This window comes from Paenibacillus sp. P36, assembly GCF_045866505.1.
GTDB lineage: Bacteria > Bacillota > Bacilli > Paenibacillales > NBRC-103111 > Paenibacillus_E > Paenibacillus_E chondroitinus.
Genome location: NZ_AP038372.1, coordinates 4,999,335 through 5,016,125 on the forward strand (window position 1 = coordinate 4,999,335; position 16,791 = coordinate 5,016,125).

The following is a 16,791-nucleotide window of genomic DNA, read 5'->3' on the forward strand; positions in this document are numbered from 1 at the left end:
ACGATTCTAAAAGATAGAGTTTTTAGATCGAATCCATATCAATTTTAGATCGATTTTTAATTTTCATTTCGGAAGATTCGTCAACATGAAATTCCGCCAATTTCCAAACAAAAATGCCTCTACTTGTGTTTCCTTATAGTTTTTACAAAGAGCCTCTATTAAATTTTCGTATTGGCCTGCATGTCTTAATCCTTTGATCCATTGTTCAATGCCGTCAAAATCCGATCCAAACCCAATCTGCTTCTCTCCCCCCAACGAGCAAACGTGATCAATGTGTTTAAGTAAACCTGCAATAGGAACAGCCAGATTCACGCTATCAACGAAGTAGGGAACAAACGTAAGGCCAATTTGTCCCTGACATTGAATGATAGCTTTGATTTGATCGTCTGATAAATTTCTTGGATGGGGACATATTTTCTGAGCATTGGAGTGGGAAGCAATAAAAGGTTTGTTATAACCTTCGACCATTTCCCAAAATGCCGCAGTCGATAAATGTGACACATCTGCTATTATACCCATAGTTTCTAATTCTCTTAACATGAGTTTGCCTTTTCTTGTGAAACCGCCTTTTCTAGGCTCCATTACACCGTCTGCGGCCCAATTCGCGTAGTTCCAAGTTAGCCCTATGCTTCGTACACCGAGGTGGTACAGGATTCTTAGGTGGGTCAAATTGCCTGCTAAAGCATCCACACCTTCAAGTGTCAGAATTGCGCCAATTTGATCTCCTGCTTCTACTTCGTGCCAGTCCTGCACATTAAGAATGAATTTCATACCCGAATGACTCACAATTTTCCGATGAAAAATATCAACCATCTGCAAAATATGCTCAAATGTCGGCTGTTGGATAGAGTCGGATAAATAAATGGCAAAACACTGCACTTTAACGCCCGCATGCTTTAGTCTCGGATAACTGACATCCAGTTCCTGATCTTCCATCCCAAAATCGAGCTTTGGGTTCACATACAACTTCGTTAATGCGTCGCAATGGCCATCCATGATCTTCATCCATCCAGCCTCCTTATTTATCGCTACACAAGACAAAAACCCCTTAACAGAGGTTTTGGCGTAGAATAAAAAACCTGTCTACAAGGTAAACAGGCTGCATGCATTCTTATGTATGGTGACGTTCATTACCTCGGCTCAACAATTAATTTAATGGCCGTCCGATCTTCCCCGTCAATCACGATATCTGTGAAGGCTGGTACACAAATTAAGTCAACTCCGCTGGGCGCCACAAATCCTCTTGCGATCGCTACTGCTTTGATGGCTTGGTTCAAGGCGCCTGCACCGATCGCTTGGAGCTCAGCTGCCCCGCGCTCACGCAACACACCTGCCAAAGCACCTGCAACGGAGTTTGGATTGGATTTTGCTGAAACTTTTAATACATCCATGAATAGTACCTCCTCGGGAATGATGGATAGTTCCATTAATCATCATATTCCCAAGGCAGCACAAACATGACTTTCTGTTTCATTCTAATTCTCTAAATTTTCTGAAATAACGATTAATCCATGAAAACTTGGTCTTCATCGTACCGAATAAGCTGTATGGCTTTTGCTTGGCCTGTTTGATCATTCAACTCGATTACGACAGCATGGAAGTGCCATTTCCCTTCATCTGTTACGAATCTCACAGGCAATTGGGTTTTGAATTTCTGAAGCACAGCATTTCGCTCCACACCAAGAATGCCATCACGTGGACCCACCATTCCCACATCTGTCACATAAGCTGTACCCTGCGGCAATACGCGGTTATCATTGGTTTGCACATGGGTATGCGTGCCGACAACTGCCGATACTCTCCCGTCCAAATGCCAACCCATCGCAATTTTCTCAGATGTCGCTTCAGCATGGAAATCAACAAATATAAATTTGTGTTTTTTCTTATCTGCTTCTAGGATCTCATCTACTTTCCGGAATGGACAATCAATTGGCGGCAAGAATGTGCGCCCTTGTAAATTGATGATCAGCAGCTCCTGATCTTTCACTTTAATGACAGTATGTCCCCTACCCGGGGTACCCGGCGGAAAGTTGGCTGGACGAACCATTTTCTCATCCCGATCGATAAAATCGAAAATTTCTTTTTGATCCCATGTATGATTGCCCATTGTAAGCGCCTGAATGCCCATCTCATAGATTTCTTTTGCGATGGCTGATGTTATCCCTTTCCCAGCAGCAGCGTTCTCTCCGTTAGCGATGAACACGGCGTGAGGGTGTGCTTGCTTTAAACGAGGCATAATATTTTTTAGTGCTTTGCGTCCAACGGATCCAACAATATCTCCAATAAATACAATTTTCATAACAATTTTGTAGCTCCTTTATTAGCATAGATGCATGGAGGGTAGTCATACAATGAAGCGTCCCCCTATAAAATAAGGAAAAGTGGCTGTATCAGCCACTTTTCGCATTGGTTACTCTTATTTAGCGTATTCAACAGCTCGTGTTTCACGAATGACGGTAACCTTAATATGTCCCGGATAATCGAGTTCACCCTCGATTTTTTTGGTAATATCGCGGGCCAGACGGAACGCTTCGGTGTCATCCACTTTCTCAGGTTGAACCATAACACGTACTTCACGGCCTGCTTGAATGGCGTATGATTTCTCAACACCTTCAAAAGATTCCGAAATTTCTTCGAGCTTCTCTAGACGCTTAATATATGTTTCGAGCGTTTCCCTGCGTGCTCCAGGTCTCGCCGCGGATAAGGCATCTGCTGCTCCGACTAACATCGCAATAACGGAAGTTGCCTCTACATCACCGTGATGTGATGCAATACTGTTAATGACGACTGGATGCTCCTTGTACTTCTTACCAATCTCAACACCAATCTCGACATGAGATCCTTCAACCTCGTGGTCAAGCGCCTTACCGATGTCATGAAGCAGCCCGGCACGTTTCGCCAAAGTTACGTCTACCCCGAGCTCCCCGGCCATCAGACCAGCCAGATAAGCTACCTCCATGGAATGCTTCAATACGTTCTGACCATAACTTGTTCTAAATTTCAGTCGACCCAAAATCTTGATCAAGTCAGGATGCAATCCGTGAACTCCAACTTCAAACGTGGCTTGCTCCCCATATTCGCGGATGCGTTCATCCACTTCTTTACGGGATTTCTCAACCATCTCTTCAATACGTGCTGGATGAATACGTCCATCGGCAACAAGTTTCTCTAGGGATGTACGAGCAATTTCGCGACGAATTGGATCAAATCCAGATAAAATAACTGCTTCTGGCGTGTCATCAATAATAAGGTCAATACCCGTTAATGTTTCCAGTGCACGGATATTACGTCCCTCACGACCGATAATCCGGCCTTTCATTTCTTCATTTGGCAATGAAACAACTGAAACTGTCGTTTCAGCAACATGATCTGCGGCACAACGTTGAATGGCGAGCGTGATGATCTCACGGGCTTTCTTATCGCCGTCTTCTTTGGCCTGTTGTTCGATTTCTTTAATAAGCTGTGCGGTCTCGTGTCGTACTTCCTGCTCCACATTGGTAAGAATAATGCTTTTCGCTTCTTCCATTGTAAGTCCTGAGATACGCTCTAACTCCGAAACCTGGCTTTTATAAAGCTGATCAATTTGATTTTGGGTATCCTCGATCCGCTTCTCTTTGTTGGCAACTTGCTCTTCTTTACGCTCGAGAGATTCTAATTTTTTATCCAGCGATTCCTCTTTTTGCAACAATCGTCTTTCTTGTCGTTGAATTTCATTCCGACGCTCACGAATGTCTTTTTCAGCTTCGGACCTAAGTTTATGCACTTCGTCCTTTGCTTCCAGAACCGTTTCTTTTTTCAGTGCTTCTGCTTCTTTCTTAGCAGCTTCTCTAATCTGCTCAGCGGCTGTTTCAGCACTGGAAATTTTCGCTTCTGCAAGAGATTTACGGATAAAATAACCAATCCCTAAGCATGCAGCTCCAACAATGAGAATGATCGCGATCCAGATGACAGTCATCTTGTTCACCTCCTCGTTGGTTTCTCCAAGGTGTTAGCCTGGGATTCCGTTCGGTTTTTTAATCCGATTTTTAATTGTTTAACTAGTCATACATACCCTAAAGTAAAAAGAGTATGGCTTTTAAATGAATGCGCACTGTGCGTAAGAGGCACTATAGTGCTAATAATCCATAATCAACAGAGTAAAAATTGGCGGTTTTTACATCTGTCCCCTCAAAATCAATGAAATAAGTATGATTTTGAATACATTATGAAAATATACACTGTTATTTTATCTTTTGTCGAAGAAGCTTGTCAAGCGATAGTCCATGAGAAGATCATCATGCCCAACTGCGTCCCCTTTTATTCATTCATATTGTTAAGTAATTTCAGTTATTATTTTACAACATTAATCATCGAAGGAATCATCATGGATTTCGAAATCATCTTCACTCGGCTCGCTGCTCAATTGCCCAAGTACCTTCGTCACAACGGCACCCGTGTACCCTCTGCGCATTAGAAAAGCTGCCGTCTTTCTCTTCTTATCAAAAACCTCGCCAGAGGTTTGCTTCCATTTCGTTTGAGCAAGTTTCATGGCTCCAGCTATTTCATCTTCTTGATTGATGTTCTCCATTGCATGTTTAACCAACTCTTTATCGATGCCTTTTTGTTGCAGCTCTTGACGAACGAGGTTACGGCCTTTCTTTTGAGAAATAATCCGGCTGTCCGTCCACATTTTAGCAAACTCTTCATCATTCAGATAATTTTGCGAAGCTAACTTCTCAATCACCCATTCGATAATAGGTGGTTCATAACCTGATTCTTTGAGCTTGCGTTTCAACTCGCTCGATGAGTGCGGTCTCCGGCCAATCGCTCGCAAAGCTTTCATGTACGAATTATTCCGTTCTTCATCTTGAATAATTCTCTCAATATCTTGGAGATCTACGCTCTCTCCTTTGACTAGTCGATGCTTAATCAAAATGTCTTCGTGAACGGAAAACGCATACTCTTCATTCAAAAATATGTTATAGCGGTGCTTCCCCCGCTTCTGTTTCTCCACTAATGTGATGATAGACATCTGCTGATCTTCCTGCTCCAAGCTTTCTAGCCCCTTTCATGCACGAAAGCACCCTAACCTAAGGTTTAAGGTGCTTTCACGGTATGATATATAATCGAATCTTACTCGAAAGCCGCTTCTAACTCATCGTCTTCCTCGTCCACATTTGGTCCGACAGCAACAATCAAATTGCTGTTTTCACGGATTTTTTGCTCGATCGTTTCGGCAATTGCTTTGTTATCTTTCAAGAATTGCTTAGCATTTTCACGACCTTGGCCTAAACGTTCGCCCTCATAGGAATACCAAGCTCCGCTTTTATTCACGATATCCATCTCAGTTGCGATATCAATGATACTGCCTTCACGTGAGATTCCTTCACCGTACATAATATCTACTTCCGCTTGTTTGAACGGAGGAGCTACTTTATTCTTAACGACCTTAATCCTCGTGCGGTTACCGACCATATCGTTACCTTGCTTGATGGTTTCTATGCGACGAACATCCAGTCGAACGGAGGAGTAGAACTTCAGTGCACGGCCACCAGGCGTTGTCTCCGGGTTTCCAAACATAACGCCGACCTTCTCACGCAACTGGTTAATGAAAATCGCAATAACCTTGGATTTGTTAATTGCACCAGATAGCTTACGAAGTGCTTGAGACATCAGACGTGCTTGCAGACCCACGTGAGAGTCTCCCATTTCGCCTTCGATCTCTGCTTTAGGTACTAGTGCCGCTACAGAGTCGATAACGATAATATCTACCGCGCCGCTTCTTACAAGCGCTTCTGCGATCTCTAGAGCTTGCTCACCGGTATCAGGTTGAGAGAGCAACAGCTCATCTATGTTAATGCCGAGCTTACTTGCATAAGAAGGATCCAACGCGTGCTCTGCATCGATAAATGCAGCTTGTCCGCCAACCTTCTGGACTTCAGCGATCGCATGTAAAGCTACTGTTGTTTTACCTGAGGATTCAGGTCCGTATACTTCAATAATTCTTCCGCGTGGGAATCCACCTATTCCTAGTGCAATATCAAGGGCTAACGCTCCGCTTGAAATCGTCTCAACTTGCATATGCGTTGATTCTCCAAGCTTCATGATGGAGCCTTTACCGAACTGTTTCTCAATTTGTCGTAATGCATTATCAAGTGCTGCGCGACGGTCTGTCAAAACACTCACTTCCTTCTATCATTATAGGTATATGATAACTTGTTTCGGGGTGTTTGCCAAGTACTTTTTCGAACATACATTCGTTTTTTTTCGCGAACAAACAAAAAACCGCAACAAAGTTATCGCTTTGTTACGGTTCTTCCGTTAACACTTCTTTGATTATATGCGAACTCTAGCTATCTTTCAACTGTTTCCAAAGGTGGTAGAGCGCGCTCTTCGCGGATCTATGCTTAATCGATTCCCGGTTGCCGGAAAGCTGCAGCGTAATGACTTGTGTCTCCGCGTTCTTCTGCGCAAATCCAATATATACAAGTCCGACAGGCTTGCCTTCAGACGAGCCAGGACCGGCTACACCGGTTACGGAAATGCCAAAGTCACTTCCCGTTGTCGTGAGCAAACTCTCTGCTAAGATAACCGCTGTTTCGCTGCTGACAGCACCCGGCGCACCCTCGCCTTCCAACACCTCCATAGGAACACCGAGAAGCTTATGTTTTAGCGCATTGGAATAACAGATAATCCCCCCCAGGAAAGAGCTCGAGCTCCCGGGTATTGAAGTTATTAAATCACTGAGCAAACCGCCTGTGCAGCTCTCAGCAACTGCAAGCGACAGCTTGCGTTCATCCAGCATTTTCAAAACCATCGTTTCAATCGGTACGTCTTGATCCGCGTAAATGTGCTGGCCTAAACGGCTTCTAATCTCTTGTTCTGTCGCAAACAGTTTGCGTTCGCCCTCTTCCGCCGTTTGCGCGCGGGTCGTCAGACGAATCGTCACTTCGCCTTCTTTGGCATATGGAGCGATGGTTGGGTCCGATTGTGCTTGAATCAAATCAATTAATTGATGCTCTAAATTAGACTCACCGATGCCGGCAAATTTGAGCATTTTGGAATAAAGCGGAACTTCATCATGCATAACCGCACGCAGCCAAGGAATCGCATAGTTGGTAAACATGGGTTTCATTTCTTTAGGCGGTCCAGGTAGAAGAATGAAATGAGTTCCTTCAAACGTGAAGGCAACACCTACGGCCAGTCCTGTTTCGTTATGTAATGGATCACTGCCCTCAAGCATTAACGCTTGGCGCCTGTTGCTTTCTACCATATGTATCCCGCGTGATTGAAACATCTGGGTGATTGCATTCATCGATGGCTCATGAATGATTAACTGACGGCCTACGTAAGCCGCTAGGACATCTTTTGTGAGGTCATCCTGCGTAGGACCCAAACCACCTGTGCAGATGACCACATCGGCTCTGGAGGCGGCTAATGTGAGGCTTTCCAGCAATCTCTGCTCATTATCGCCCACTACGGTCTGGAAATATATGTCCACACCAATTGCGGCGCACTCCCTGGAAAGAAATTGAGCGTTCGTATTAACAATTTGGCCAAGCAAGAGCTCTGTTCCAACGGCAACGATTTCTGCTTTCATCCCAGCATCCTCCTAGAATAGAAAAAAACCAATAGGAAGCCCTATTGTGTCTTTTCTGAAAAGTCTATGACATGTTTATTTTTCACAAAATACTCGATACCTGAGTAGACCGTAATGATGGCCGCTGCCCAACTTGCTATGACATCAAAAGGGAAATCCACAAACGTAAACGGAAAATTATTGATAAGTAGCGCTATGATGGCTGTAATCTGAGCTGCAGTCTTTGCTTTTCCCCACTTACTAGCCGCCATCACTGTGCCTTCCAGCAGAGCAATTTGACGAAGACCTGTTACAGCCCATTCTCTACTGATAATGACAATGACGATCCAAGCATCTACTTTACCCATTTCCACTAGTGAAACGAGCACAGCCGTAACAAGCAGCTTATCCGCCAAGGGATCAAGCAGCTTGCCTAAATTGGTTACTAAATTGCGTTTTCTGGCAATATAACCATCTAAACTATCTGTGCTCGCTGCAATAATGAAAATAGTAGCAGCAATAATTTGATTATACGTAATGCTAAATTCCTCAATCCGTATATGAGGGAATTTTACCTTAATCAACAAAAAAAACATGATGATCGGTACTAGTAAAATCCTCGCCACGGTGATGCGGTTGGCCAGGTTCATGCAATTACCTCCCCAGATAAGTCAAACTCATAAGAGTGGGTAATACGAACTTTGGCAAGTTCACCGATTGTCAGTTTACCATTCGAAACGAATACTTCCCCATCGATCTCGGGAGCATCAAATTGAGAACGTCCAATATACACATCGCTTCTGCCATCGTACCGCTCAATCAGTACATCAATTTCTTGACCGATACGGCGTCCGCCGCGGATATTCGAAATTTCTCTTTGGATTTCCATGATTGCATTCGCACGATACTCTTTCACATCATCAGGCACTTGATTCGGCAAACGTGCCGCCGGCGTATCATCTTCTTTGGAATAGGCAAAAACACCAAGGCGGTCGAACTGTACATCACGAACAAATTGTTTCAAGTTCTCGAAATCTTCTTCCGTTTCTCCCGGGAACCCTACAATAAGAGAAGTCCGAAGTGCAACATCCGGGATCGATTCGCGAATTTTGCGAACCAGTTCACGGGTATCCTTTTGACGGCCAGGTCTACGCATACGTTTAAGAATGGAATCTTCGCTGTGTTGAAGCGGCATATCGATGTATTTACACACTTTCGGGTTTGTCGCCATCACTTCAATTAATTCATCACTAAAGAAACCAGGATATGCATAGTGCAGACGTACCCACTCAATGCCTTCTACCTCGCTCACTTTATTCAGAAGAGTAGGCAGCATAAAGCTATCATACAAATCTGTCCCGTAGTTCGTAGAATCCTGTGCAATTAAGCTAATTTCTTTCACGCCTTGGGAAGCCAAGTTAGCTACTTCCGCAACAATGGACTCCATGCTTCTGCTCTTGAAGTTTCCGCGCATGATCGGGATACTACAGAATGTGCACGCATTATCGCAGCCTTCGGCGATTTTTACATACGCTGTATATCTAGGCGTTGTAACAAGCCTCGGCAGGTCCGCATCATAGTTAAATACCGGATTCCCAACAAGAATCGGTCTTTTCCCGCGCAGAGCCTCATCAACGATATCATTGATTTTGTCAAAATCTCCCGTTCCCACGATTCCGTCAATCTCCGGCATTTCATCGAGCAGCTGCTTTTTGTAACGCTGGGTTAAGCAACCTGAAACGATAAGCGCCTTAAGATTCGCTGTTTCTTTGAGTTCTGCCATATCCAAAATTGTATTTACGGATTCTTCTTTCGCTGCATCAATGAACCCGCAAGTGTTCACGATAATGACAGTGGCATCTTCCTTGTTATCTACAAGCTGAAAACCACGCCCATGTATTAATCCAGCCATAATCTCGGAATCGACCATATTCTTCTCGCATCCGAGGGTTACTACTTTAACCTTTTCTGTCATGAAAGAAACAACCTCCAATAGTCCTAAAAACGCTCCCTACAAGTATAATACAAGCCCTATAGGGTGTCAAAATGTAAAAACCCCCTCGCAGCAGGGGGCTTCTCTTTCAATAACAGGGTATGTATGCCTATTTTAAGTTTACAAATTGTAGATCAAGAGGAATATCCGCCTTGCGAAGCAGAGCGATAACAGCCTGCAAATCATCACGGCTCTTGCCCGTTACCCGAATTTGATCTCCTTGTACTTGCGTTTTCACCTTAAGTTTCGAATCACGAATCAGGACGTTGATCTTTTTCGAATTTTCTTGATCGACACCTTGTTTCATGCTGATTTTCTGTCTTACGGTCGAGCTGGCCGCTGGTTCTACCTTGCTGTAATCGAGATTTTTGATCGAAATCCCGCGTTTTGTCATTTTGGCATGCAGGATATCTAGAACATTCTGAAGCTTGAACTCATCATCCGAAGTAACGACTAATTGATCTTTTTCTAATTTAATGCTGCTTTTGCTACCCTTAAAATCAAAGCGGGTTGCAATCTCTTTTTCAGCCTGTTGAATGGCGTTATTTAACTCCTGCATATCTACCTTGGATACAATATCGAACGAACTTTCTGAACTCATCTTAGACCAAACACCCTTTCCATCAAATTACAATAGCATTATAGCAAGAAGTCTAATAAAAAGAAACATCCCGCAGCCCCACGGCCTAGGATGTCTCTTGAGGAAATGATTTCATTACCCGGGAAAGCGCAGGAAATGCCAAAATGCTAGTTTTTTTGCAAGTTCAGCTGTACACGCTTTGGATTAGGCGTATCACCAACAGGTACCACGGTGCCGTTCACAGTAAGCTCTAGCGCACTTGCTGCTCCTACATTCAGATAGGCGGAACTTGTCAAATCAAAGGCGTCAGTATCGCCTGCTTTGTAAAGCTTTTGTCTTAACATGTCTTTACCGCCACCCTCTGTAAGGGCATCAATTCGAATCCAGCAGGAACCGTTTATTTTCATTTGTATGTTTAAATTCGCAGTACCGGTAATCGTGTAGTTATCTACACCTTTTTCGTTGCTGCTAAATTTAACTTGTACCGCTGGTGGCGTTGGTGTCGGTGCCGGCGTTGGAGTCGGAAGAGGCTCCACTTTACCTTCACTGGAGGCATTCGTTGAAGTTGTCGGAGTCGTTCCTGCCCCGGGATTCGTGGTATCCGTAATTCGCGGAGACTGCGTTTGAGAAGGCTTTTCCCCTGCCGGTGTTCCCTTATAGTTCTTATATGTATAATAGTACACAATTCCGAAAATGAGCAAAATGAAACATATAAACATCACACTTGACGCCCAACGGCTCATTTTCTCCGTATTACGAACACTCGTTCGATTTTTACGAATTGTTTCTACTACCGGTTTTTCCACGACTGGAGAAGGATTCGTTGTCTCGTACATATTCAACACTTCAGTTGGATCCAATCCTACCGCTTCGGCATAGCTTTTGATGAAAGCTCGTACATAAAAGCTTCCTGGCAGCACTTTATAGTTTCCTTCTTCAATGGCTTCAAGGTAGCGTTTACGAATTTTTGTAACTTCCTGCAAATCATCTAGCGAAATCTTTCTTTCCAATCGTGTCTTGCGTAAAATGTATCCAAGATCAGACATAATGGTCACCTCCCCACGGGAATCTCATTAGTTAATGACGTTACAAACCTTAAAATGGTTCGGACGTATACGTAAACGAATCATAATTGATTTCTTCATCCGGGCTATTACGAAGCTCAATAATATAATCAAAGTGATTATAAGTGTATTCAGATTCGCGAATAAATATATCCGGATGCTCGATTACCTTCGTAGATGGCATCGCCATGATATCCTGTAAAAGACTATGATGCTTCTCATTCGAACGAATCGTGGAAACGATTCCGTCAATAATGAACACATTGTTAGGAGTCATTTCATCTTCGGATAATTGGCTGCGAACCGTCTGACGAAGCAACGTGGAAGAAACGAAAGTCCAGCGTTTATTTGCACATACACTTCCTGCAATAATCGATTCTGTCTTGCCAACCCGAGGCATGCCGCGAAGCCCGATCACATGATTGCCTTCACGTTTGAAAACCTCGCCAAGGAAGTCAACCAATAACCCTAACTCATCACGGGTAAACCGGAATGTTTTGCGATCATCCGAATCGCGTTCGATATAACGACCATGACGCACAGCCAAAATATCCACAAGCTTAGGTGGACGTAATGCCGTAATAGTAATATTATCTACTTTTTTCAGCATTTTACCCATTAAGTCAATTTTTTCTTCATCGTTAGTTTGAAGAAGCATACCACGCGTACGATCTTCAACCCCATTAATGGTTACAATATTAATATCCAACATCCCCATCAAGGAAGCGATATCCCCTAATAACCCGGGACGGTTTTTGTGAATCTTATACTCCATATACCATTCTTTAACGTCCAATCCTTCCACCTCATCGCTGTATCTGTAACGTTCCTTTTGTTAGCTCTACAAATAAATTCTACAATTTTCGCCAATTTCCTTCTATAAAGAGGCACGAATTTATTTCATTTTGAGTTCAGTAAGCTCTTTTTCATTGTAATTCAAAGCGCCTTTCTGCCATGACTTACTTGTCATTGCAAGAAGCCGGTCATCGAGAATTTGCGGCCAGTTCAGCTCAGCTGATAATGAATTTGAGACATCAATGACAGATGTTCCTAGCGTTTTTGCTTTTTGCAGCTGCGCTTCTGTCGCTGGAGAATAGAATATAATCCAAGTCGCATAGTGCTGTCTCGTTTGGAAAGCTAATTGCTGAAACCATTGCTCATTATTATCAAGCAAAACAATGTGGTCCGCTTCTTCCGAAGGTGCCCATGCAGAAGGAATCGGACGATCGCTTCTCGTCACCCATTCCACTGTAACATTCTGAGCCATGAGATTTTGAATCCACTGATTCTTCAAGTTATCAATTTGTTGAGAATCAATTTGCAATAACGCAGCTTGCTCAAGGGTTGTGCTCGCACTCCCGTTAACATCCAACTGGCTCTGTAATAATGTCCATTTACCCGGATTTAACCCTTGCTGAATCACCCCATTTGCCGATGGGAACAAATCGTTGCCGATAACATATATGTAATCGTACGAGCTTGCTTTCAATTTCGTGAGCACACGATCATCCACTGCACTCAAATCGTTAATCCAATCATAGGCGATAAAATTGGCGTCTCTCCACTTTTGAAGCGCACTCCCAATGGAGTCCTTAGCGGTTTGAGATAAATTAACGCTGGAAAGCATCAAGACAGACAATTTCTTATCCAATAACTCCTGTTTGATAACAGGAATACCTCGATTTCCACACCCTGCAACAATAAAAGATAAGAGCAAAATCATAAGCATAGAACGTTTGATCATCATGAAATTCGATTCCTTTCTACCTAAGAAAGCGTGCAAAAGCCTCCGAAAGAGGAGGCTTTCACATAGTACCCTATTGAATTGTAAAACGGTTATTAACCTTTGTCTACTAATTTTACCATGAGGCGGGCAAGCGTACGTTTATCCTGCTCATCCCCGGCATCCCACAGCTCTTTGAGCACACGTTCCTGCTCATTTTCCGGATCAACTTTATCAGCTAGGAATTCGCCAATTTGAAAAGCGAGCTTCGAGATGGTTTCATCACTCATCCCCGCATGTCCAGCTTGACTAACGCGTTCAGCCAGAAACTCTTTCCATTTGTCAAATACTTTAAGTACTGTAGCCATTGTAAGAAGCCTCCTTTGAGTTATGAGAGATGGTCATTACATAAGTAATATTCGCTTCTCCCACTAGAATTATGCGTGCTTCTTACAATGACATTAAGTTAACCATCCACCATTAGGGCTAATGATTTGACCTGTGATATAGCCGGATTCGGGCAATGCCAGGAAATAAACGAGCGAAGCCACTTCATAAGGCATTGCAAAACGGCCTGCCGGAATTTCACTGGCAATCGCATCCCGCTCCTCCGTTTGAAACCCGGACATCATGTCGGTTTCAACCGCGCCGGGTGCAACGGCGTTTACTGTAACGCCGGATGGAGCAAGTTCTTTAGCTAAAGCCTTAGTGAACGCATTCAGCCCACCTTTTGCCGTGGAATACACCACTTCACAGGATGCCCCTGAGATACCCCAGATCGAGGATACATTGATGATTCTACCATACTTTTGGGAAATCATCGCTTGCATAAAGGTTTGCGAACAAAGAAATGCTCCCTTTAAATTAACGTCCATGACAGAATCCCATTCTTCTTCGCTAACATCTGACAACAGCCCGTAATGAGCGATGCCGGCATTATTCACGATGATATCAGGAACCATATCTTTTTGCTCCAGCTTTTCCTTCATCAAAAGAATTTGTTCTCGGGATTTGACATCCGCAGACACGGTCAGCACCTTCGCACCATGTTTCATGCAAGTTCTGGCAACTTCATTCGCCGCTTCATGAGAATCGCGGTAGTGGATGACTACTTTCATCCCTACCGCGGCAAAGCGCTCAGCAATTGCTGCTCCAATCCCCCGGCTGGCGCCCGTAATGAGAACCGTTTGCTCACTAAATGGCTTGGAAAAGGTCACGACTTCTCACGACTTTGGACAATCGAAATAGCAAGCTTACTCCAATCGAAATGCTCTCTGAAGCGTCGATTAACATCCTCAAGCGTAATTTGCTCGTATACAGGCAAAATGTCAAACAAATCAATGCCTTTAAAGCGGTATTTCGTAAATTCATTCGCAATCGATTCCGGGGAATTCATCATCCGTAAGAAATTGCCGATTTTCTTCTTCCGGCTGCGTTCAAAGGTAACCTCATCAAGTCCTGAGCTCTTCCTTTTCTCTACTTCTTCACGAATACGGGCAATAAGCTGATCAGGATCTTTGGTATCACCGCCAAGGATAGAGAAGGCATATCCATCACTGCAATTATATTCATGTCCGAAATTATCAGAGATTAGCTGTTCATCATAAAGCGATTGATAAATATCCGAGCTTGAGCTGAACAAGACATCCAGCATTAATTTCGTTGTCAGTTCTCTAACAAGCAAATCTTTGCCATTCACAGCCGGTGCTTGCTCCTTGAAGCCAATTAAACACTTCGGCATCGATACTGGAAGCAAGGTAACTCTGCGTGCTTCCTTCACCTCCACCGGCTCTTCCGGGAAAAATCTTTTGATTTCTCCTTGCGGTGGAAATGTTTTGGCAGCTTGGTTCTCCTTGACTAATTTGATTACCTCTTCCGCATTCACCCCGCCTACAACAAACAAGCTCATATTGCTCGGGTGGTAGAAGGTGTTGTAGCACTCATACAAAGTCTCCTTTGTAATTTTGGAAATCGAAGCTACGGTCCCCGCGATATCAATATGAATAGGATGCTTGGCGTATAAGGATTCAATTAAACCGTAATAGCTTCTCCAGTCCGCATTGTCTTCGTACATTTTAATCTCTTGACCGATAATCCCTTTTTCTTTTTCCACATTTTCATCTGTAAAATAAGGATTTTGCACGAAATTAATTAATGTCGTTAAATTAGTTAAATAATTGTCCGTTGACGAGAACAAATACGCGGTCCGGTCAAAACTTGTGAAAGCGTTCGCTGATGCCCCGTTCGAAGCAAAAGTAGCGAAAATATCACCCTCAGGCTCCTCAAACATTTTGTGCTCCAGGAAATGGGCAATACCGTCCGGAACTTGAACAGCCGCTTTCCCTTCAACTTGAAAATCGTTATCGATAGAACCATACTGCGTCGTGAACGTCGCATAGGTTTTCTGGAAACCTTCTTTGGGCAGAACAAACACATGAAGCCCATTATCGAGCACTTCGTGATAAATCGTTTCACCCAGGTGTGGATAAGGAATAACTTTCATGGCCTACTCTCCCTCCCGATCCCGTAAAAAATAAATCGTATCCAGTTGAACTCGCTTAGCAGCTTCAGCAATCGACGGAATGTCGATTTGTTCCACGGACTCGATTAACCCCGCTACTGTGCGCTCTTTACCCGACAAGATCGCATTAAAATCAAAAGAAATTAATTCAAAAGCGGAATCCTGAATTTCGCGGAGCTGATTCGCAATCATCGCTCGCGTCTGGCTTAGTTCGATATCATTAATATCTCCCTGCTCCATCGCCGTTAGCTGCTTGCGGATAATATCAACCGCTTTCTCATAATTAGCCATTTCAATTCCGGATTGGATCGTTAGTATGCCTTTGTGCCCATCAAATCGAGATGATGCATAATAAGCTAAACTTGCTTTCTCACGGACGTTAATAAACAACTTGGAATGCGGATATCCGCCTAGAACCCCATTATACATAAGAGCTACAGGATAAAGCTCATCCCCATAGGAAATATTCGTGCGCAGCCCCATGTTCAATTTACCTTGATTAACGTCTAATCGCTCAACAACCGTTTTCACTTCACCTGAAGCGCCCCGCGGAGCCGAAGTTACGTAACCAACATCTTGCTTGCGTTCAATCTTGAAGGCAGAAGCGACAATTCCTTCAACTTCAGCGAGCGTTGTGTTGCCAACTACATAAATATCTATCGGCTGTGATTGAAGCCACTGTCTATACTGTTCGTAAAGCTGCTCGGAATTAATGCGGTCAAGATCCGCTATTTTACCCAATGGGTGAAGACGATACGGATCGTCACTGCACATTTCTTCGATACAACGCTCAGCGGCATAGCGGATTTTATCATTAATAACGGATTCAATACGCTTCTGAAGCGTTTGCTTCTCGGAATCTACATATTTGCTGCGAAAATGATTACCTTCCAGAGCAGGCCGAGTCAATGTTTCTCCAACAAAATCAAGCCCTTGCTTCAAGAGTGATTGCGCCGACTTTACGAAACGGTCATTAATGATATCCATCCGTAACTGCACAATTTGATAATCGCCTCTTTTGTAAATATCAAAACCAAAACCTGCACCGTAAAGATCATCCAAATACTCTCGAAATTGCTTCGTTTCCGGCCGTAATTCGGTTCCTCTGCGTAATACAAAAGGAGTAAGGGCGGTATTCGTGACCGTATCTTCATCTAAGGGACGGCCTATGTACACGGAAATTGCAAACGTTTTGAACCGATCTGTCGGCAGCACATGCAAACGAATATGATTTAATGTACTGCGCTCAAATTGTATATGCTTCAAAGGTCTGTCTCCCTTCTAAGATCGTAATAGTTCCATTATATTCCTATACGAAGAGGAGAAGCAACCAATGCCGGTTCCTTCTCCTT

The 16,791-nt window shown here is 43.6% G+C and carries 17 protein-coding genes; all 17 read right to left on the reverse strand.

Annotation, left to right across the window (positions count from 1 at the left end):
- Positions 1 to 63 precede the first annotated feature (63 nt).
- Positions 64 to 1,005 carry a dipeptidase gene (locus tag ACKTT9_RS22425; RefSeq protein ID WP_407867711.1) on the reverse strand — a complete coding sequence of 314 codons (942 nt, stop codon included), beginning with the start codon at positions 1,003 to 1,005 and terminating at the stop codon, positions 64 to 66.
- A gap of 125 nt (positions 1,006 to 1,130) precedes the next feature.
- Positions 1,131 to 1,391 carry a stage V sporulation protein S gene (locus ACKTT9_RS22430; RefSeq protein ID WP_028558349.1) on the reverse strand — a complete coding sequence of 87 codons (261 nt, stop codon included), beginning with the start codon at positions 1,389 to 1,391 and terminating at the stop codon, positions 1,131 to 1,133.
- Between the two features lie 113 nt (positions 1,392 to 1,504).
- Complete coding sequence (locus tag ACKTT9_RS22435) at positions 1,505 to 2,299, reverse strand: TIGR00282 family metallophosphoesterase (RefSeq protein WP_127450942.1); 795 nt, start codon at positions 2,297 to 2,299, stop codon at positions 1,505 to 1,507.
- 117 nt (positions 2,300 to 2,416) lie between these two features.
- Positions 2,417 to 3,955: a ribonuclease Y gene (rny, locus tag ACKTT9_RS22440; protein ID WP_145656332.1), complete on the reverse strand. Its 1,539-nt coding sequence runs from the start codon at positions 3,953 to 3,955 to the stop codon at positions 2,417 to 2,419.
- 387 nt (positions 3,956 to 4,342) lie between these two features.
- Positions 4,343 to 5,032: a regulatory protein RecX gene (locus ACKTT9_RS22445; RefSeq protein WP_407867712.1), complete on the reverse strand. Its 690-nt coding sequence runs from the start codon at positions 5,030 to 5,032 to the stop codon at positions 4,343 to 4,345.
- Between the two features lie 80 nt (positions 5,033 to 5,112).
- On the reverse strand, positions 5,113 to 6,156 hold the full coding sequence (recA, locus tag ACKTT9_RS22450) for a recombinase RecA (RefSeq protein ID WP_315951015.1): 1,044 nt from the start codon (positions 6,154 to 6,156) through the stop codon (positions 5,113 to 5,115).
- A gap of 172 nt (positions 6,157 to 6,328) precedes the next feature.
- Entirely contained in the window at positions 6,329 to 7,579 is a 1,251-nt protein-coding gene (locus tag ACKTT9_RS22455; RefSeq protein ID WP_407867713.1) for a competence/damage-inducible protein A, read from the reverse strand.
- A gap of 41 nt (positions 7,580 to 7,620) precedes the next feature.
- Positions 7,621 to 8,208 carry a CDP-diacylglycerol--glycerol-3-phosphate 3-phosphatidyltransferase gene (gene pgsA, locus ACKTT9_RS22460; RefSeq protein WP_127450952.1) on the reverse strand — a complete coding sequence of 196 codons (588 nt, stop codon included), beginning with the start codon at positions 8,206 to 8,208 and terminating at the stop codon, positions 7,621 to 7,623.
- Positions 8,205 to 9,533: a 30S ribosomal protein S12 methylthiotransferase RimO gene (rimO, locus tag ACKTT9_RS22465; protein ID WP_407867714.1), complete on the reverse strand. Its 1,329-nt coding sequence runs from the start codon at positions 9,531 to 9,533 to the stop codon at positions 8,205 to 8,207. The genes pgsA and rimO overlap by 4 nt, the downstream gene beginning before the upstream one ends.
- A 127-nt stretch (positions 9,534 to 9,660) precedes the next feature.
- Positions 9,661 to 10,152: a YajQ family cyclic di-GMP-binding protein gene (locus ACKTT9_RS22470; RefSeq protein ID WP_127450956.1), complete on the reverse strand. Its 492-nt coding sequence runs from the start codon at positions 10,150 to 10,152 to the stop codon at positions 9,661 to 9,663.
- 146 nt (positions 10,153 to 10,298) lie between these two features.
- The gene (locus ACKTT9_RS22475; protein ID WP_127450958.1) at positions 10,299 to 11,177 is read right to left on the reverse strand and encodes a helix-turn-helix domain-containing protein; all 879 of its coding nucleotides are present in this window, start codon (positions 11,175 to 11,177) and stop codon (positions 10,299 to 10,301) included.
- A 49-nt stretch (positions 11,178 to 11,226) separates the two neighbouring features.
- Complete coding sequence (locus ACKTT9_RS22480) at positions 11,227 to 11,970, reverse strand: DUF3388 domain-containing protein (RefSeq protein WP_379171917.1); 744 nt, start codon at positions 11,968 to 11,970, stop codon at positions 11,227 to 11,229.
- A gap of 120 nt (positions 11,971 to 12,090) precedes the next feature.
- Positions 12,091 to 12,942, reverse strand: coding sequence for a hypothetical protein (locus tag ACKTT9_RS22485; protein WP_407867715.1), 852 nt, complete (start codon positions 12,940 to 12,942; stop codon positions 12,091 to 12,093).
- 92 nt (positions 12,943 to 13,034) lie between these two features.
- Entirely contained in the window at positions 13,035 to 13,286 is a 252-nt protein-coding gene (locus tag ACKTT9_RS22490) for a DUF3243 domain-containing protein (RefSeq protein ID WP_127450964.1), read from the reverse strand.
- Between the two features lie 93 nt (positions 13,287 to 13,379).
- Positions 13,380 to 14,135, reverse strand: coding sequence for an elongation factor P 5-aminopentanone reductase (ymfI, locus tag ACKTT9_RS22495; RefSeq protein ID WP_127450966.1), 756 nt, complete (start codon positions 14,133 to 14,135; stop codon positions 13,380 to 13,382).
- On the reverse strand, positions 14,132 to 15,421 hold the full coding sequence (gene yfmH / locus ACKTT9_RS22500; RefSeq protein WP_407867716.1) for an EF-P 5-aminopentanol modification-associated protein YfmH: 1,290 nt from the start codon (positions 15,419 to 15,421) through the stop codon (positions 14,132 to 14,134). Before yfmH ends, ymfI begins: the two co-directional genes overlap by 4 nt.
- Positions 15,422 to 15,424: 3 nt before the next feature.
- Positions 15,425 to 16,705 carry an EF-P 5-aminopentanol modification-associated protein YfmF gene (yfmF, locus tag ACKTT9_RS22505; protein WP_407867717.1) on the reverse strand — a complete coding sequence of 427 codons (1,281 nt, stop codon included), beginning with the start codon at positions 16,703 to 16,705 and terminating at the stop codon, positions 15,425 to 15,427.
- Positions 16,706 to 16,791 lie beyond the last annotated feature (86 nt).